Origin of the sequence: Achromobacter sp. PD1, assembly GCF_048541815.1 — a bacterium.
Taxonomy (GTDB): domain Bacteria; phylum Pseudomonadota; class Gammaproteobacteria; order Burkholderiales; family Burkholderiaceae_B; genus Achromobacter; species Achromobacter bronchisepticus_A.
Map to the genome: position 1 here is coordinate 3,765,790 of NZ_CP183349.1, position 17,069 is coordinate 3,782,858.

Consider the following 17,069-nt stretch of genomic DNA (forward strand, 5'->3'; position numbering starts at 1 on the left):
ACTATTACTTCACGACCACCGCGGCCGACTTGATGATCGCATCGGACAAGGTCACGCCCTGCTTGGCGGCGGCGCCCGGGTTCACGTAGAGCTCGAGCTTGGAGATGGTTTCCGAGGGAATGGCGCCAGGCTTCTCGCCCTTCAGGATGCGCACCACCACCTTGCCCGTCTGCACGCCCAGGTCGCGGTAGTTGATGCCCAGGGCGGCGATGCCGCCGCGCTTGACGCTGTCGGTGTCGGACGCGATCAGCGGGATCTTGGCGTCGTTGCCGACCTTGACCAGCGACTCGTAGGCCGACACGACGTTGTTGTCGGTATTGGTGTAGATGACGTCGACCTTGCCGATCAGGCTGCGGGCCGCGGATGCCACGTCCACCGAGCGCGGCGCGGCCGCTTCAACCAGGCTCATGCCCGACTTCGGCAGGATTTCCTGCAGCTTCTTCACGACCACGACCGAGTTGGCCTCGCCCGGGTTGTAGACGATTCCCACGCGCTTGGCGTTGGGGACGATTTTCTTGATCAGTTCGACCTGCTTGTCCAGGGCCAGCAGATCCGACACTCCGGTCACGTTGGTGCCCGAGGCGTCCATGCTGGAGACCAGCTGGGCAGCGACGGGATCGGTCACGGCGGAATACACCACCGGCACGTCCTTGGTGGCGGCGACGACGGCCTGGGCCGACGGCGTGGCGATCGCGACGATGGCGTCAGGCTTGTCGCCGACGAACTTGCGCGCGATCTGGGCGGCGGTGCCGTTGTTGCCTTGGGCGCTCTGGTATTGCCACTTCAGGTTCTTGCCCGGTTCATAGCCGGCTTGCTTGAGGGCGTCCTGCACCCCGTCGCGCACGGCGTCCAGCGCCGGATGCTCGACGATGGCGGTGACCGCCACGGATTTCTGCTGCGCGGACACAGGCGCGGCGATAGCCATCGCCAGCGCCATGGCGCCAACCGTCAGAAAATGTTTTTTTCCGATCAGCATAGATAAGCTCCTTGAACCCTTGTTTTTGCTCATTATTACGGCGCCGCTGGCGGCTCCCCGCCGGCCGGACTAGCCATAAAGCCGTATAGTCTAACTTGCCGCCCACCCAAAGCGTTTCGGGGGAATCCCTGAAATGGTGCATGCCGCAATCGCATGCCCCGCAACTGGGCGCAGCGGCGTCAATATACTGAAAAGCCCGGAATCGCATCGGCCGGAACAGCAAAAACCGGACGTCTTCCGCGCCGCCAACCGCAGCATCCAGAGGCCTCACCATGATCAAACGCGCATTGGGCCGTTCCGGCCTGCAGATTCCTCCCCTCACCTTCGGCGGCAACGTCTTCGGCTGGACCGTGGACGAAGCCGGCACGTACTCGCTGCTGGACGCGCTGGTGGACGCCGGCCTGAACTTCATCGACACGGCGGATGTGTATTCGCGCTGGGTTCCGGGCAACCAGGGCGGCGAATCCGAGACCCTGATCGGCAAATGGCTAAAGCGCTCGGGCAAGCGCGACCGCGTGCTGATCGCCACCAAGGTCGGCATGGAAATGGGGCCCGACGCCAAGGGCCTGGCGCCGGCCTACATCCGCCGCTCGCTGGAAGCCTCGCTGGCCCGACTGCAGACAGACCACATCGACCTCTACCAGTCGCACCAGGACGATCCCGACACGCCGCTGACCGACACCCTGGCCGAATACGCCAAGCACATCGAGTCCGGCAAGGTGCGCGCCATCGGCGCCTCCAACTACACCGCGGTGCGGCTGTCCGAAGCGCTGATCGCGAGCGAACGGCACAGCCTGCCGCGCTACGAGAGCATCCAGCCGGAATACAACCTGTACCGCCGCGAACCCTTCGAGTCCGGGCTGCAGAGCCTGGTGAAGACGCAGCAGATGGGCACCATCAACTATTACGCCCTGGCCAGCGGATTCCTCAGCGGCAAGTACCGCAGTCCCGCGGACGCGGGCAAGAGCCCGCGCGGACGCAAGATCGTCGACACTTATCTCAACGACCGCGGCTACCGCATCCTGAAAGCGCTGGACGAAGTGTCCGAGGACGCCGGCTGCACGCCCGCCCAGGCCGCGCTGGCCTGGCAGATCGCGCAGCCCGGCATCACCTCGCCCATCGTCAGCGCGACCTCGCTCGAACAACTGGACGAACTGGTCAAGGCGGCCAGCCTGACGCTGACGCATGATCAGCTGGCCAAGCTGAGCCAGGCGAGTGAATGGCGGTGAGGGAAGGCGCGCGCCACGTGGCGCACGCCTGACTCGCGGCCATCAATCCAGCTTCACCCCCGAGTCCTTCACCACCTTGGCCCAACGCCCAACCTCGCTATCGACGAACTTGCCGAACTCGGCGCCGGTCAGCGTAGGCACCGCCGAACCGTTGCCCGCCCAGGTTTCCTTGATCTTCGGCGCATTCAGGGCCTTGGTGATCTCGGCGCTCATCTTGTCCACCGCTTCCTTGGGCGTGCCCGCGGGTGCCCAGATCGCGTACCAGGTCGACACCACGTAGTTCGGCACGCCGGCCTCGGCAGCGGTGGGCACGTCGGGCAGCGATTGCGAGCGTTCGGTGGCGGCCACGGCCAAAGGCTTGATCGTGCCGGAACGGATATGGCCGGCGGACGAACCGAGGCCGTCGAACGCCAGGTCCACCTGTCCGCCGATCAGGGCCGACAGCATGGGTCCCGCGCCCTGATAGGGCACGTCCACCAGCTTGATGCCCGTCTGCATGGCGAACAGCTCGCCGGCCAGGTGGTGCGTGCTGCCCTTGCCCGCGGTGCCGAAGTTGATTTCCCCCGGGCGCTTCTTGGCGTAGTCGATCAGTTCCTGGACCGTCTTCACCGGCAGCTTGGCCGGATTGATGACGATGACCTGCGGCGGCTGCGCAACCAACGCGACCGGCACGAAATCCTTCTGGATGTCGTAATTCAGGTTCTTGTACAGCGAGGGGGCCAGCGCATGGTGCGCGCCGCCCATGAAGAAGGTGTAGCCGTCGGGCCTGGCCTTGGCCGCGACGCCCGCGCCCACGGTTCCGCCCGCCCCGCCCTTGTTGTCGATGACCACGGGCTGGCCCAGCTGAGTGGTCAGTTGCTGGGCCAGCGGACGGGCAAAGGTGTCCGTGCCGCCGCCGGCGGGGAACGGGACGATCAGCGTGATCGGGCGTTCGGGCCATTGCGCGGCGGCGACGCCGCCGAAACCCAGGGCGGCCACGGCGAATACGGCCGCGGCGGTGGTGCGATATTTCATATTGTCTCCTCTTGCTGCAGCATGGGGACGGCGCGGTTATGTGCGTCTCGTCTCTTGAAGTTCTTGTAGGGAATGGGCTGCTGGGACCTGCATGTTTTTGGGGGATAGTCTCCTGAATGGGGGCCGGCGCGGCGCGCCCGGCCGGAAAGGCCGCTCCCCGACGGGAAGCGGTCCTGGCGAATGTCAGAGCGCCTTGTAGGTTTCGCGCAGCACGTTCTTCTGTACCTTGCCCATCGTGTTGCGCGGCAGTTCGCCGATGATGTGCACGCGCTTGGGCACCTTGAAATTGGCGATGCGCGATTTCAGTTCCGCCTGCATCGCATCCGCGTCCAGCGCCGCGCCGTCCTTGGGCACCACCACCGCCACCACGGCCTCGCCGAAGTCGGCATGCGGCACGCCGATGACCGCCGATTCGGCCACGCCGGGCATGTCGTCGATCAGCGTTTCGATTTCCTTGGGGTACACGTTGAAGCCGCCGGAAATGATCAGGTCCTTGCTGCGGCCCACGATGGACAGGTAGTCGGCGGGTACGTCGCGCCCGGCGGACTCGCCGCCCCAGCGGCCCACGTCGCCGGTCTTGAACCAGCCGTCGGCGGTGAATTCCTCGGCGGTCTTTTCCGGCATGCGCCAGTAGCCCGAGAACACGTTCGGCCCGCGCACCTGCACGTTGCCGATCTCGCCGGGCGCGAGCGCGATGCCGGCATCGTCGACCACGCGCACCTGCACTTGCGGCAGGGCGCGGCCCACGGTGCCCGCGAGGCGTTCGCCCAGCTTGGCGTCATAGGGGTTGGAGGTAAGCATGACCGTCTCGCTCATGCCGTAGCGTTCCAGGATGGCGTGGCCGCTGCGCTTCTGGAAGTCCGAAAAGGTTTCGGCCAGCAAAGGCGCCGAGCCCGAGATGAAGAGACGCATGTTGGCGCAGACGCTGCGGTCAAAGCGCGGGTCGGCCAGCAGACGCACGTAGTACGTCGGCACGCCCATCATTACGGTGCTCTGCGGCAGGTAGCGCAGGGCCTGGTCGACGTCGAGCTTGGGCAGCCAGATCATCCTGGCCCCAGCCAGCAAGGCGCCGTGCGAGGCCACGAACAGGCCATGCACGTGGAAGATCGGCAGCATGTGCAACAGCACGTCGTCCGAGCGCCAGCCCCAGTAGTCGTGCAGCACGCGGGCGTTGGCGGCGAGGTTGCCATGCGACAGCATCGCGCCCTTGCTGCGCCCGGTGGTGCCGGAGGTGTACAGGATGGCGGCCAGGTCGTCGGGCTTGCGCGCCACGGTCTTGAAGGTCTGAGACAGGCCGCCGGCGGCATCCAGCAGCGTGCCGCTACGGTCCTCGTCCAGCGTGTACACATGCGCGGTGCCAGCCTTGTCTGCCGCGCGCTGCACCCAGTCCAGGTTCTTGCTGGCGCAAACCACCACGGCCGGCTCCGCGTTGCCCAGGAAGTACTCGATTTCCGATTCGCGGTAGGCGGTATTCAGCGGCAGGTAGACCAGGCCGGCGCGCAAGGTGGCCAGGTACAGCAGCAGCGCTTCGGGCGACTTTTCGACCTGCACCGCCACGCGCGAACCCGCCGGCAGCCGCAACGAGGTCAGCAGGTTGGCCAGGCACGCGGTGGCGCGATCGATGTCGTCCCAGGTGTATTGCAGGTCGGGCGTTTCCAGCGCGACTTTGCTGCGGTCTTTGGGAAAGCCGCCTTGCAGGACAGCATATAGATTAGCGTTGCTCACCTTGTCTAGTCTCCGGAAAAGGAAGGGTCCACGCCGGCCAGGAAAGCGCGCACGCCCTCCTTGTGGTCCCGGCTGTCGGCGTACGAGAAATAATCCTGGTATTCGTCTTCGGTCAAGGCGCCGCCCGCGGCGAGCCTGCGCGACAGGCGCTTGTTGATGCGGGCCGCCAGCGGCGCGCCCGCCGCGATGCGCTCGGCGCTGCGTTTGGCCGCGTCGGCCACCTGATCGTCGGCAACGATGCGCGTCAACAAGCCCAGTTCGCGAGCCTCGGCGGCGCCGAACACGCGGCCTTCGAGCAGTATCGCCAGGGTGGCGGCGCGTCCGACCAAGGCCAGCAGGCCGCTCATTTCGTCAGGCGCCATGGGAAATCCCAGGCGGTTGATCGGCACGCCGAAACGCGCGGATTCTCCAGCGATCCGCAGATCGCACTGGCTGGCTATTTCCAGGCCGCCGCCCACGCACACGCCTTCGATCTGCGCCACCACGGGCTGCGGGCACAAGGCCACCGCCTGCAAGGCAGGCGCCAGTACCTCGCGGTGGTAGCGCTGCACGCCGGCCATGTCGCCGCGCTGCGCGGGGAATTCGCGGATGTCGGCGCCGGCGGCGAAATTGCCGCCCTCGCCGCGCACGATCACGCAGCGCACCGCGTCGTCCTGCGCGATGCGGCCGAACACGTCCCGCAGTTCATGCCACATGCCCACGGTGATCGCATTCAGGCGCCCCGGGTGCGATAGCGTCACCCGGGCCAGATCGCCCTCGCGTTCCAGCAGCACGCGGCCGGCCACGTTGTCCGTCATGTCTCCTGCCCTCTTTCTTATGTTGTTGCGCCGCGCGCGGCGTTTATCCCACGCGTCCCACGCCGCGGCTGACCTGGGGCTTGCCCTCGCCCAGCAGGGCCAGGTTGTCGTCCAGCTCGTCGAGGTCGTAAAGGTAGTTCACCATCAGGCCGCAGGACTGCTTGAGCCCCTTGGGCGAGGTATCGGCGGCCCAGTTGAGCCGCTCGATGCGCGCGCCGTTGCCCAGATGGAAGCGCGCCACCGCGTCCACCGGCATGCCGTTCTTCATGGACTGCAGGTAATTGGCGGTCAGGCGGAAACCCGCGCGCTTGACCACGTCCGCGGCCTTGCCCTGGGCCGCCTTGGCCAGGCGCGCAACCCAGCGCCGGCCGTCGGGCACGCCCTCGCGCTTGCGCGACTTGGCGCGCACCTTGTCCTCGCGCACGATGGCCTCTACCGCCTCGGCGTCCAGCTTGCCCAGCCAGTCGGCGAAGCCCGGGATGGGCGACAGCGTGGCGAAGGACTTCAGCTTGGGCAGTTCATGCAGCAGCTGCTCCACCACGCGCTTGAGCAGGAAGTTGCCGAAGCTTATGCCCTTCAGGCCGGGCTGCGTGTTGGAGATGGAATAGAAGATGGCCCAGCGCGCCTTGTCCAGATCCTGCGGCGGCAAGGTGCTGTCCAGCAGCACCTGCACGTTGTCGGCCATCTGGCTGGCGAAGGCCACTTCCACGAAGATGAGCGGCACGCCCGGCATCTGCGGATGGAAATAGGCGTAGCAGCGGCGGTCCGGCGAAACGCGGCGGCGCAAGTCGTCCCAGGAGGTGATCTCGTGCACGGCTTCGTAGAGAATCAGCTTCTCCAGCAGCGACGCCGGCGAATCCCAGGTCAGCGGCCGCAGCTCCAAGAGGCCCACGTCGAACCAGGCGGACAGCAGGCCTTCCAGGTCCTTGTCCAGCATCTGGATGCCCGCCACCTGCTTGCGCCAGCGCAGCATGTCCGCGCGCAGCTCGACCAGGAAGCGCAGGCCCTGGGGCTGCGCATTGAAACGCTTGAAGAGGCGCACGCCCTCGCCGCCTTCGCCAGCGTAGCTGCCGCGCGCCTGCGCCAGCGCGGTCAACATCAGCCGGCGGTCCTTGCCGTCCGCGGCGCTGTACTGCTCGCACCAGCGGCGGGCCAGCTTGTTGGCGGCCACGTCGGTCAGGCGCGCCTCGAACAGCCGCCGTATTTCGGATTCGCTGGGCAGTCGGCCGCGTTCCCACAGCTTGCCCAGGCGGGACATCAGACCCGCGCTTTCAGCAACGGCCGCCGCGTCGACGGTATCGGCCTCGGGCTCAGGCGTGCGTGCGCCGCGCGCGGGCGCGAGATTGGCGGGTGCGGACATGGGCGGGCTCCTCGATGACGATGGGATCGGACGGCGCCGCATCGGCGGCATCCGCATGGCTCAATGCGCGCAGCGCTTCCAGCTGCCGCATCAGGTGGTTGTGCGCGAGCGCCTGCGCGGCCTCGCTGTCGTGCGCCTTGAGCGCGTCGAATATGGCCAGGTGCTCGGCGCAGGACTGCTGGATGCGGCCTGGCTGCGACAGGCTGCGGTGGCGCGACAGGCTCAGCACCTTGCGCAGATTGCCCACCATGTCCGACAGCCATTGATTGCCGGCCAGAGCCTGCACTGCTTCGTGGATCAGGTAGTTGGTCTTGTAATAGGCGTCGATGCGGCCGGCCTGGGCATGGCCCGCCAGCGCCGCGTGCAGGGGTTCCAGCTCGGCGAGTTGGGCATCGCTGGCCTTGCGCGCGGCCTCGAAGGCGCAGCGCCCTTCCAGCATGGCCATCAGCGGAAAGATGTCTTCCAGGTCTTGCGCCGAGAGCTCATTGACGAAACAGCCGCGGCGCGGCTCCAACCGCACCAGCCCTTCGGTGGCCAGCACCTTGAGCGCCTCGCGCAAGGGGGTGCGGGAGATGCCCAGCTCGCCCGCCAGGCGCAATTCGTCGATCCATTCGCCGTTGCGCAGGGAACGCGCGTGGATCATGCCGCGCAGGCGGTCCGCGACTTCCAGGTAGAGGGCTTGCCGGACGATGGGTAGGGTCATGGTTCAGCGGTCAGGACTGCACCGTAATTCATAATTATGAATAAGGCCATGATAGAGCCGGATGCGGGAAAAAGGAAACCCCTCGCGCGTCGGTGGCTACCCTAAGAGAAAAAAGGCCTCCGCCGTGCGGAGGCCCTGCGATCTGTCCCCGGAGAAATTGAGAGGGACGTCAGAAGTGCAGCACCCCGTCGACCGCGTGGCGGGTCAGCGAACGGGCCCAGCGGCGCGCCGGCAAGCCGTATTTGGCCTCCACCACCTCGGCCCGCGCCAGCAACTCGGCGGGAGTGACTTCCAGGCGCGGGCCGGAGAACGCCAGCACGATCTGGTTGCCCGCCTCGACCTCGGGCAGCAGCACGATGCGGTCGTCGAAGGCCTTGGACAGGTTGTCGATGTTCTTGCCGAAGCTCTCGTGGCGGCCGAACAGGTTCACGGCCAGCACGCCGACCTCGCCCAGCACGCGGCGGCAGTCGCGGTAAAACTTGACGCTGTCGCGCACCGGTCCCTCGGCCATGGCGTCGTACAAGTCCACCATCAACACCGGGCAGCGCCCCGCGTTGAGCGGATCGGCCACCCAGGCGCCGGCGTCGGCGTGTTCGACTTCGAGGCGGTTCGCGCCGGGCAGGCGGAAGAACATATGGCAAGCCGCCGTCACGCGCGGATTCCATTCCACCGCCAGCAAGGGGCTGCGCGTGTGCTTCACGCAATAACGCGCCAGCGAGCCGGCGCCCAGCCCGAGCATGCCGATGGCTTCGTCCTTGGGCGGCTCCAGGAACAGCAGCCAGGCCATCATCTGGGCGGTGTATTCAAGCACCAGCTCCGACGGGTTCTTGATGCGCATGGCGCCCTGGACCCAGACGGTGTTGAAGTGCAGATAGCGGACGCCGTCCACCTCGGACAGGGTCGGCTGGTCCAGTTCGGAAGGAAAGTTCGATTTGTGCATGGCGGCGATTGTAGGTCGGACGCCGCCTCTGCGTCAGGCGGCCAGCCGGCCGTCCCCGCTCTCCCAGATGCGTTCCAGCAGTTCCGCCCGGGACGTTTCGGCTTGCAGGCTGGCCGCCAGACGCAGCACCCGCTTCAGGTAGAGGTGCGCGTCGCACTCCCAGGTGACGCCCAACGCGCCATGGACCTGGATGGCGTTCTGCGCCGCGCGCCTGCCCGCCTCCACCGCAAGCAATGGCGCGAACAGGCTGTCACGTTCCGCCGAGGCGGCGCCCGCGTCATGCGCCGCAACCGCCGCCACTCCCGCCAGCCTGGCGTCGTCCAGGGCCATCCAGTCTTCCGCCAGCCGATGCTTGATCGCCTGGTTGGCGCCGATGGCGCGGTCGAATTGGCGGCGTTCGCGCGCATGGGCCGCCGCCATGTCCAGCGCGGCCGAGGCCGCGCCCAGCAGTTCGGCCGAACGCAACAGTCGCAGGCGGGTGCGCAGCCGCTCCCAGGTGCCCGCCTCGACCTCCAGGTCGACGCTGTCCAGCACTTGCGGGCGGGCCACGCGCGCCACCGGCATGGTGGGATCCAGCCGCGCCTCGCCGGACGCGGGCGCCAGCGCCTCCAGGCGCAGGGCGGTGGCGTTCAAGCGCCGCACGGCCAGGGCGCGCACGCCCTCACCCGCGCCTTCGATGAAGACCGATCCATCGGGGCGAACGGCGGCGTCGGCAAAGTAGGTATCGCCCGTCATCACGGGGAAGGCCCATTGCGCGGCCGGCCCCGCCGCGCACAGGGTCGGCAGCACCGTCATGTTGGCCGCCAGCGGCAGGCTCAACAGGTGCCGCCCGGCGGCTTCGGCCACGATCCAGGCTTCGCGCATGCCCAGCCCCAGCCCGTCCTGCCCGGTCGGCGCCAACAGCGCCGGCCAGCCCTGGGTGGCGATCTCGCGCCATTGCGCCAGACGCGCTTCATAGGGTTTGCCGGCCGCGGCGCGGGCCGCGGCAGGCGGATGGCGGTCGGCCAGAAAGCGCCGGGCCGCGTCATCCAGCATGCGCTGGTCTTCGGTCGGATGCAGATCCATGAGGTTCAAGCCTTGGGCAGGCCGAGCATCTGCTCGGCAATGATATTGCGCTGGATTTCGGAGGTGCCGGCCAATATGGTTTCGGCGCGCGACCACAGGTAGGCGTGCGTCAGTTCGGCGGCATGCGCGTCGCTCGCGTCGTCCGCCAGGCAGGCGTCCTCGCCCAGCAGTTGCAGCGACAGTTCCAGCAGCCGCTGATGCGCCTCGCTCCAATGGATCTTGGTGGACGACCCCTCCGGCCCCGGCGGATCGCCGCGCATTGCGCCCGCCAGCGCGCGCTGCGACTTCAACGCCAGCACGTGGCTGTCGGCCGCAAGCCGCGCCCACTGATGGCGCACCGCGGCCGAAGACGCCGGCACGTGGCCGTAGGCATCGGCGCGCAACGCCAGTTCGCGCACCTGGCGCAGTTCCTGCGCGAAGCGCACCAGCCGCGGGATGAAGTAGGTGCCGCGCTCGAAGCTGGCCGCGGCCATGGCGATCTTCCAGCCCTGGTTCGGCGCGCCCAAGAGGCAGTCTTCAGGCACGAACACATCCTCGAAGAACACCTCGCAGAATTCGGCCTCGCCCGTGATCTGCAGGATGGGCTCGACCCGCACGCCCGCGCTGCGCATGTCGACCAGCAGGAAGCTCAGCCCCTTGTGCTTGGGCGCCTGCGCATCGGTGCGCGCCAGCACGAAGCACCACTGCGCACGGTCGGCGAACGAGGTCCAGATCTTGTGGCCGTTCAAGCGATAGCCGCCCGACGCAGCCTCCGCCCGCGTGCGCACCGCCGCCAGGTCGGAACCTGCACCCGGTTCCGAATAACCCTGGCACCAGACCTCGCGGTTCGACAGGATGCCGGGCAGAAAGCGGCGCTTCTGCGCCTCGGTGCCGAAATGCAGCAGGGTCGGCGCCAGGATGCCGTGCCCGATCAGGTTCACGCCCAGCGGCGCGCCGCAGCGCGCGTGCTCTTCGTGGAACACCGCCTGCCGCGACAGCGGCAGGGCGCGCCCCCCGTGCTCCTTGGGCCAGCCCAAACCGGACCAGCCGTTGGCGCACAGGGTGTCTTCCCATGCCCGCCGGAAATCGAGGCTGCGCGGCTCGGCCCCGCCCGGCCAGTCCTTGACGAAACCGGCGTAGGCCGCTGCCAGCCAGCCGCGCAGGTCCAGGCGGAACGCCTCGTCTTCCCGCGCGGCGCTTTCCAACTGCGTCATGCCATTACTCCAGGCGGATGTTCGAATCGCGCGCGACCTTGGCCCAGGTGGTCACGTCCTGGCGGATGAAAGCGGCGAAGGTCTTGGGGTCGCTGCCGATGATGTCCAGCCCCAGGCCCGTGAACTGCGCCTTGACGTCGGGCTGTTGCAGGATCTGCGCCAGGTTGCTGTAGATCTTGTCCACCACCGGCTGCGGCGTGCGCGCCGGCGCCACCAGGCCCAGCCAGGGCATGGCCGAATAGCCCGGCAGGCCCGAAGCCGCGACGGTCGGCAGGTCCGGCACCGAGGCCGAGGGCTGGGCGGTGGTCACGGCCAGCACGCGCAGCTTGCCGTCCTTCACAAAGGGCCCGGACGAGGCCCAGGCGTCGAACATGACCTGCAGGCGGCCCGCCACCAGATCGTTGAGCGCCGGAGCGCTGCCCTTGTACGGGATATGCGTCATCTGCACGCCCGCCATGCTGTTGAAGAGTTCGGCCTCCAGGTGGGTCGAACTGCCCGTTCCGACCGAGCCGTAGCTGACCTTGCCCGGATTCGCCTTCAGGTAGGCGATCAGCTCGCCCACGTTCTTGGCCGGCACCGAGGGATGGACTTCCAGTACGTGCACCACCGAGGCCACCTGGCTGATAGGCGCGAAGTCCTTGATCGGGTCGTAGTTCACCTTGGCGTAGATGCTGGGCGCGATGCCCAGCGACGACGCCGCCATCAGCAAGGTATAGCCGTCGGGCTCGGCGCGCGAGACGTAGTCGGACGCGATCATAGTGCCGCCGCCCGGCTTGTTTTCCACGATTACCGGCTGGCCCAGCTTGCCGCTGAGCTTTTCCGCCAGCAGGCGGCTCATGATGTCGGTCGCGCCGCCGGGCGAGAACGGCACCACGATGCGTATCGGGCGGTTGGGATAGCTGTCCTGGGCCATGGCCGGACCCGTGACGCCGATGCAAGCCAGCGCGACGCCGGCCAATAGTCTCTTCATCATGCTTGTCTCCTCCTGGGATGGATTGCGCGCTAGGCGCTACGGGTTGCGGGCAGGATCAGCGCGTCCAGTACTGCAACACCCTGTCCCGCCTCTTTGATCAGCAATGGATTGACTTCGATTTCCGCCACATGCGCGGGCGCGGCAAGCAGGGCATTGCCCACGGCCACGATGCTGCGGCACGCGGCCGCCACATCGGCCCGGGGCTTGCCGCGATAACCGTCCAACAACGCGTAGGCCTTGAGTTCCCGCAGCATTTGCAGCGCAATGTCCTCGTCCACCGGCAACAGGCGGTGGCTGGTGTCCTGGTACAGCTCGGTCAGCACGCCGCCCAGCCCCACGGTCAGCACCGGGCCGAAGACGGGATCGCGCGTGGCGCCGACGATGATCTCGGCCACGCCGCGTTCCATCTTCTGCGCCATCACGCCGTCGATGTGCGCGCCCGGCTGCGCCGCGGCCGCCGCCCGCGTCACCTCGCCGTACGCGCGACGCACGGCCTCGTCGTCGGCCAGGTTCAGCGCCACGCCTCCCGCCTCGGTCTTGTGCGCGATGTCGGCGCTCAGTACCTTCAAGGCCACCGGATATCCGGCCGCCCGCGCCTGCGCCACGGCGTCATCCGCGTTCGCGGCCACGCTGACCCGCGCTTGCGGCAGTCCGAAAGCAGCCACGTATCCGCGCGCATCCGCTTCATTGCAGGGCAAGGCCGGCACCGCTGGCGCGTCCAGTTGCGGCGCCGCCGCGATGCGCTTGACGCCGCGCGCCTCGCACCACAGCAGGTAAGGCGCCAGGGCCGCGACGGCGAGACCCAAGTCCTCGAACACGGCCACCTCGGCATCGCGCAAGGCTGCGCGGCTCTGGGCCAGGCCGGTGTCGATGGCGACGAACAGGCGCTGGTGCCGGCGCGACACGTCCGTCAGCGCGTCGGCCATGCGGTCCAGCATGTAGCCGGGCGCATAGACGACGACGGCGTCGATCGCATCGGTGGTGGCCAGCGCTTCCAGCACGGTGTGCACGAACGCGGGATCGTTGACCACGTTGCCGGTCACGTCCACCGGATTGCCGACCATGCCGTAGTCGGGAATCCCGCCGCGCAATACCGCCTGCAGGTCCGGCGGCAGATCGGGCAGCTCCAGCCCTGCGCCGATGAACTTGTCCGCCAGGATCGCGCCCAGCGCGCCCGACATGGTCAGCACCGCGACGCGCTTGCCCGCCGAGCGGTGACGCAGCGTGGCCAGGCTGGCCAGATGCGCCATCTGCGCGAAATCGGTGGCCTCGATCACATTCAATTGGCGGAAGGCCGCCCCGTACACGCGCCGGTCCCCGGCCAGCGCCGAGGTATGCGACTGCACCGCCTGCGCGCCCTTGTCCGTGGTGCCGGCCTTCAGCGCAATCAGCAGCTTGCCCTGGCGCTCCAGCTCGCGGCAGGCGCGCTTGAAGCGGTCGCCGTCGCGCAGCTGCTCGATGTAGCCCAGCACGATTTCCGTCTGCGGATCCGCCGCCAGGTATTCCAGGTACTGCGAGAAATCCAGGCAGGCTTCGTTGCCGGTATTGATGAAATGCGAGAACGGCAGGTCCAGCCGGCGCGCGATCGCGTACACCGCCGCGCACACGTTGCCGCTCTGCGTCAGCAGGCTGACCTTGCCCGGCCCCGTCTGCGCCGGCGCGGTCTTGAAGACCGAGGCGAACGCCGTGTAAGCCTGCGTGTTCAGATTGGCGAAACCCATGCAGTTCGGACCGGCCACGGCCATGCCGCTTTCCGCCACGAATGCCTCCAGCTCGTCCTGCAGGCGCGCGCCCTCGCCGCCCGCTTCGGCAAATCCCGCCGCGTAGACGATGGCGGCGCGCACGCCCTTTGCGTGGCAACGGCGCAGCATGGGCGTGACGTCCGCGGCCGCGATGGCCAGCACCGCCAGGTCCACGGGCTCGGGCAGGGACTCGATGTCAGGCCAGCAGCGGCGGCCGAACACTTCCTGGTACTTGGGATTCACGGGATAGATGCCGCCCGCGTAGCCGAAGCGCGTCAGCAGGTCCAGCGGCATGCCGCCGATGCGTCCGGCGTCGGCGCTGGCGCCGATCATCGCGATGGAGCGCGGGTTGAGCAAAGGGTCCAGAGAGAGGGTCATGCGGCTTCACCCTTCTTGTTGCGCTGGATGGCCTGCGCCAAGCCGCGGTCGCGCACGGCCTGGAACTCTTCGCTCATGTGCGACAGCTGGTGCGTATCGAAATGCGCCGACAAGGCGGTGCGGAAACCCTGCGCGTCCGCGGTACGGTTCAACGAGCGCTTGATAAGGCGCAGGCCGAAAGGCGGCGCCTGGGCGATGCGCTGCGCCAGCGCCAGGGTCGCGGCGTCCAGCTCGGACTCGGGCACCACGCGGTTCACCATGCCGATGCGCAGCGCTTCCTGCGCATCCACCTTTTCGCCGGTGTAGAGCATTTCCTTCGCCTTGCGCAGCCCCATGACCCAGGGATGGATCAAGACCTCGGTGGCGGCGGCCGCCAACGTGTGACCGACGGGATCGGAAAAGTACGCCGTGTCGGAACACACCACCAGATCGCACATGTTCGCAATCATGAAACCGCCCGCCACGCAGGCGCCCTGCACTTGCGCCACCGTCGGCTTGGGAAAGTCCCAGATGCGCATGCAATAGCCGTAGTAGCGGCGCGACTCGTAATCCCAGCGCTCCTCCACCGTGAAATCGGCGCGCTTGGCCTGGGCTTCCTTCAGGTCATGGCCCGCGGAAAAGTGCGCGCCGCGGCCGGCCAGCACCACGACCCGCACCGAGTCGTCCTGTTCGGCGCGCGTCAACGCGTCATCCAGCTCGTCCAGCATTTGCTGGCTTTGGGCATTGCGCGCGGATTCGCGCGCCAGGCTGATGCGGCATACCGAGTCGTGCCGCTCGACGGCCAGGGTGGCGTATTCCATGGTCTCCTCATCCTTGTTCTGCCGCGCCTTGAGAGGCGGCGCGGTCGACTGGATTGAATTAACGCACCTTGAATCCTAAAATACAAAATATTCGATCACTATTTCCCATATTATGAACAACAGCGGTTCTACAGGCGGTACCCAGAGCATGCGGCGCGCCCTGGGCCTGCTGCGCGTACTGGCGCAGCACCAGGAAGACGGCATAGACCTGCAGGGCGTCATGGCCGAGGCCGGGCTGGAACGCTCCACCGCGCACCGCCTGCTCAGTTGCCTGCTGGAAGAACAATTCGCCGAGCGCGACGCCAAGACCCGGCGCTACCGCCTGGGCGTGGATTCCATGCAATTGGGATTCGCGGCGCTGCGGCGCACGCCGCTCCTGGACGCGTTGCGTCCGTTCGCGCAAAAGCTCGCGCGCCTGTCGGGCGACACGGTGTTCCTGGTGATACGCCAGGGCGACTACGCCCTGTGCCTGCTGCGCGAGGCTGGCTCATTCCCCGTCAAGGTATTCACCATCGACCAGGGGGAGCGGCGTCTTTTGGGCGTGGGCGCGGGCGGCCTGGCGCTGATGGCCGCCCTGTCCGACGAGGAAATCGCCGCGCTGTACGCGCGGCACTCCGCCGCCTACGCGCAGATCGGCGCATCCAGCGCCGGCTTGATGAAATCGGTCAGGCAGGCGCGCGCAGCGGGCTATTCGGAAATCGTGGACACCATCACGCCCGGCGTGTCGGGCGTGGGCGTGGCATTCCGGGTGTCGGAACTGACCTGGGTGGCATTCAGCTTCGGCGCGATCAGCAGCCGGCTGGACGCGCCGCGGCGGGCGCAGATGGGCGCGCTGCTGCGCGCCGAGTGCCAGGCGTGGGCCCAGGATTACCTGGAAAAATAAAGCCCCCTCGCGCAGCGAGGGGGCTGACTAGCGACTGGGCGCCCCAAGGCGCCCCCTGCCGCTTCAGATCCGTTCGAAGATGGCGGCAATGCCCTGGCCGCCGCCGATGCACATGGTGACCAGCGCATAGCGCCCGCCCACGCGCTGCAGTTCGTGCAGCGCCTTGACGGTGATGATCGCGCCGGTGGCGCCGATGGGGTGGCCCAGGCCGATGCCGCTGCCATTGGGGTTCACCTTGGCCGGATCCAGCTTCAGCTCGCGCGACACCGCGCAGGCTTGCGCCGCGAACGCTTCGTTGGCTTCGATCACGTCCAGCTGGTCCACCGTCAGGCCGGCGCGCTTGAGCGCGGCCTGCGTGGCCGGCACCGGACCGATGCCCATGATGTTGGGGTCCACGCCCGCGTGGGCGTAGGCCACCAGGCGCGCCAGCGGCTTGACGCCGCGCTTGGCCGCGACCGAGGCGTTCATCAGCACCACGGCGCCCGCGCCGTCGTTCAGGCCCGAGGCGTTGCCCGCCGTGACCGTGCCGTTTTCCTTCTGGAACACCGGCTTCAAGCCCGCGAGGTTTTCTGCCGTGACGTCGCGGCGCACGTGTTCGTCAGTGTCGAACACCACTTCGCCCTTGCGCGACTTCATCACCACCGGCACGATCTGGTCGCGGAAGTAGCCCGCGTCGATGGCGGCCGCGGCGCGGCGATGCGATTCCGCCGCCACGGCGTCCTGGTCCTGGCGGCTGATGCCGAACTTGGCCGCCACGTTCTCGGCGGTGACGCCCATGTGCATGCGGCCGAACGGATCCGACAGCGCGCCGGTCATCATGTCCAGCATGACGCTGTCGCCCATGCGCGCGCCCCAGCGCTGCGCCGGCGCGATGTAGGGTGCGCGGCTCATGCTTTCAGCGCCTGCGCCGATGGCGATTTCGGCGTCACCCAGCATGATGGTCTGCGCGGCGGACACGATGGCCTGCAGGCCCGAACCGCAAAGGCGGTTGACGTTGAAAGCGGGGGTTTCCTTGGCGATGCCGGCGTTCATGGCCGCCACGCGCGACAGGTACATGTCGCGCGGCTCGGTGTTGATGACGTGGCCCACTGCGACGTGGCCGACCTCGTCGCCCTTGACGGCGGCGCGTTCCAGCGCGGCCTTGATGACGGTGGCGCCCAGGTCGCAGGGCGGCACATCTTTCAGCGCGCCCCCGAAATCGCCGATGGCGGTACGGACTGCGGAAGCGACGATGACTTCATTCATGGTGTTTCCTCCTTGTAATGCGTTCCATCATACCGCCGCCGTCTTG

General features: G+C 67.7%; 15 protein-coding genes. 2 read left to right on the forward strand and 13 right to left on the reverse strand.

Annotation, left to right across the window (positions count from 1 at the left end):
• Positions 1 to 4: 4 nt before the first annotated feature.
• The gene (locus ACM1PE_RS17815; protein WP_059372365.1) at positions 5 to 976 is read right to left on the reverse strand and encodes an ABC transporter substrate-binding protein; all 972 of its coding nucleotides are present in this window, start codon (positions 974 to 976) and stop codon (positions 5 to 7) included.
• Positions 977 to 1,248: 272 nt separating this feature from the next.
• Here ACM1PE_RS17815 and ACM1PE_RS17820 point away from each other — a divergent pair, with 272 nt between their 5' ends.
• Positions 1,249 to 2,205: an aldo/keto reductase gene (locus ACM1PE_RS17820; protein WP_059372362.1), complete on the forward strand. Its 957-nt coding sequence runs from the start codon at positions 1,249 to 1,251 to the stop codon at positions 2,203 to 2,205.
• 42 nt (positions 2,206 to 2,247) lie between these two features.
• Here the strand turns inward: ACM1PE_RS17820 and ACM1PE_RS17825 are convergent, their stop codons facing one another.
• The 11 genes from ACM1PE_RS17825 to ACM1PE_RS17875 all read right to left on the reverse strand — a co-directional run bounded on the left by ACM1PE_RS17825 (position 2,248) and on the right by ACM1PE_RS17875 (position 14,895).
• Positions 2,248 to 3,219, reverse strand: coding sequence for a Bug family tripartite tricarboxylate transporter substrate binding protein (locus ACM1PE_RS17825; protein WP_251881914.1), 972 nt, complete (start codon positions 3,217 to 3,219; stop codon positions 2,248 to 2,250).
• Between the two features lie 183 nt (positions 3,220 to 3,402).
• Entirely contained in the window at positions 3,403 to 4,944 is a 1,542-nt protein-coding gene (locus ACM1PE_RS17830; protein WP_118932530.1) for a malonate--CoA ligase, read from the reverse strand.
• 5 nt (positions 4,945 to 4,949) lie between these two features.
• The gene (locus ACM1PE_RS17835; RefSeq protein ID WP_059372354.1) at positions 4,950 to 5,741 is read right to left on the reverse strand and encodes an enoyl-CoA hydratase/isomerase family protein; all 792 of its coding nucleotides are present in this window, start codon (positions 5,739 to 5,741) and stop codon (positions 4,950 to 4,952) included.
• A gap of 43 nt (positions 5,742 to 5,784) precedes the next feature.
• Complete coding sequence (locus ACM1PE_RS17840) at positions 5,785 to 7,101, reverse strand: malonyl-CoA decarboxylase domain-containing protein (RefSeq protein ID WP_059372352.1); 1,317 nt, start codon at positions 7,099 to 7,101, stop codon at positions 5,785 to 5,787.
• Positions 7,052 to 7,804: a GntR family transcriptional regulator gene (locus tag ACM1PE_RS17845; protein WP_059372344.1), complete on the reverse strand. Its 753-nt coding sequence runs from the start codon at positions 7,802 to 7,804 to the stop codon at positions 7,052 to 7,054. The genes ACM1PE_RS17840 and ACM1PE_RS17845 overlap by 50 nt, the downstream gene beginning before the upstream one ends.
• Before the next feature lie 169 nt (positions 7,805 to 7,973).
• Positions 7,974 to 8,744: a hypothetical protein gene (locus ACM1PE_RS17850; protein ID WP_059372341.1), complete on the reverse strand. Its 771-nt coding sequence runs from the start codon at positions 8,742 to 8,744 to the stop codon at positions 7,974 to 7,976.
• Between the two features lie 33 nt (positions 8,745 to 8,777).
• Positions 8,778 to 9,809 (reverse strand): acyl-CoA dehydrogenase family protein, encoded by a 1,032-nt coding sequence (locus tag ACM1PE_RS17855; RefSeq protein WP_419340619.1) that lies wholly within the window; start codon positions 9,807 to 9,809, stop codon positions 8,778 to 8,780.
• Between the two features lie 5 nt (positions 9,810 to 9,814).
• A complete protein-coding gene (locus tag ACM1PE_RS17860; protein ID WP_419340620.1) occupies positions 9,815 to 11,002 on the reverse strand; it encodes an acyl-CoA dehydrogenase family protein in 1,188 nt (395 codons plus the stop codon).
• Between the two features lie 4 nt (positions 11,003 to 11,006).
• Positions 11,007 to 11,975: a Bug family tripartite tricarboxylate transporter substrate binding protein gene (locus ACM1PE_RS17865; protein ID WP_059372333.1), complete on the reverse strand. Its 969-nt coding sequence runs from the start codon at positions 11,973 to 11,975 to the stop codon at positions 11,007 to 11,009.
• Between the two features lie 29 nt (positions 11,976 to 12,004).
• Entirely contained in the window at positions 12,005 to 14,095 is a 2,091-nt protein-coding gene (locus ACM1PE_RS17870) for an acetate--CoA ligase family protein (protein ID WP_419340621.1), read from the reverse strand.
• Complete coding sequence (locus tag ACM1PE_RS17875) at positions 14,092 to 14,895, reverse strand: enoyl-CoA hydratase (protein ID WP_118932534.1); 804 nt, start codon at positions 14,893 to 14,895, stop codon at positions 14,092 to 14,094. Before ACM1PE_RS17875 ends, ACM1PE_RS17870 begins: the two co-directional genes overlap by 4 nt.
• Positions 14,896 to 15,007: 112 nt before the next feature.
• Here ACM1PE_RS17875 and ACM1PE_RS17880 point away from each other — a divergent pair, with 112 nt between their 5' ends.
• A complete protein-coding gene (locus tag ACM1PE_RS17880; protein WP_059372324.1) occupies positions 15,008 to 15,778 on the forward strand; it encodes an IclR family transcriptional regulator in 771 nt (256 codons plus the stop codon).
• Positions 15,779 to 15,841: 63 nt separating this feature from the next.
• Here ACM1PE_RS17880 and bktB read toward each other — a convergent pair whose 3' ends face one another.
• A complete protein-coding gene (gene bktB, locus ACM1PE_RS17885) occupies positions 15,842 to 17,023 on the reverse strand; it encodes a beta-ketothiolase BktB (protein ID WP_054452951.1) in 1,182 nt (393 codons plus the stop codon).
• Positions 17,024 to 17,069 lie beyond the last annotated feature (46 nt).

Bases quoted from the DNA above. Each gene is read 5' to 3' on its own strand.
- ACM1PE_RS17880 (WP_059372324.1), top strand. From the start codon at position 15,008: ATGAACAACAGCGGTTCTACAGGCGGTACCCAGAGCATGCGGCGCGCC.
- ACM1PE_RS17855 (WP_419340619.1), bottom strand. From the start codon at position 9,809: ATGGATCTGCATCCGACCGAAGACCAGCGCATGCTGGATGACGCGGCC.
- ACM1PE_RS17825 (WP_251881914.1), bottom strand. From the start codon at position 3,219: ATGAAATATCGCACCACCGCCGCGGCCGTATTCGCCGTGGCCGCCCTG.
- ACM1PE_RS17865 (WP_059372333.1), bottom strand. From the start codon at position 11,975: ATGATGAAGAGACTATTGGCCGGCGTCGCGCTGGCTTGCATCGGCGTC.
- ACM1PE_RS17845 (WP_059372344.1), bottom strand. From the start codon at position 7,804: ATGACCCTACCCATCGTCCGGCAAGCCCTCTACCTGGAAGTCGCGGAC.
- ACM1PE_RS17860 (WP_419340620.1), bottom strand. From the start codon at position 11,002: ATGACGCAGTTGGAAAGCGCCGCGCGGGAAGACGAGGCGTTCCGCCTG.
- bktB (WP_054452951.1), bottom strand. From the start codon at position 17,023: ATGAATGAAGTCATCGTCGCTTCCGCAGTCCGTACCGCCATCGGCGAT.
- ACM1PE_RS17820 (WP_059372362.1), top strand. From the start codon at position 1,249: ATGATCAAACGCGCATTGGGCCGTTCCGGCCTGCAGATTCCTCCCCTC.
- ACM1PE_RS17870 (WP_419340621.1), bottom strand. From the start codon at position 14,095: ATGACCCTCTCTCTGGACCCTTTGCTCAACCCGCGCTCCATCGCGATG.
- ACM1PE_RS17815 (WP_059372365.1), bottom strand. From the start codon at position 976: ATGCTGATCGGAAAAAAACATTTTCTGACGGTTGGCGCCATGGCGCTG.
- ACM1PE_RS17840 (WP_059372352.1), bottom strand. From the start codon at position 7,101: ATGTCCGCACCCGCCAATCTCGCGCCCGCGCGCGGCGCACGCACGCCT.
- ACM1PE_RS17850 (WP_059372341.1), bottom strand. From the start codon at position 8,744: ATGCACAAATCGAACTTTCCTTCCGAACTGGACCAGCCGACCCTGTCC.
- ACM1PE_RS17875 (WP_118932534.1), bottom strand. From the start codon at position 14,895: ATGGAATACGCCACCCTGGCCGTCGAGCGGCACGACTCGGTATGCCGC.
- ACM1PE_RS17835 (WP_059372354.1), bottom strand. From the start codon at position 5,741: ATGACGGACAACGTGGCCGGCCGCGTGCTGCTGGAACGCGAGGGCGAT.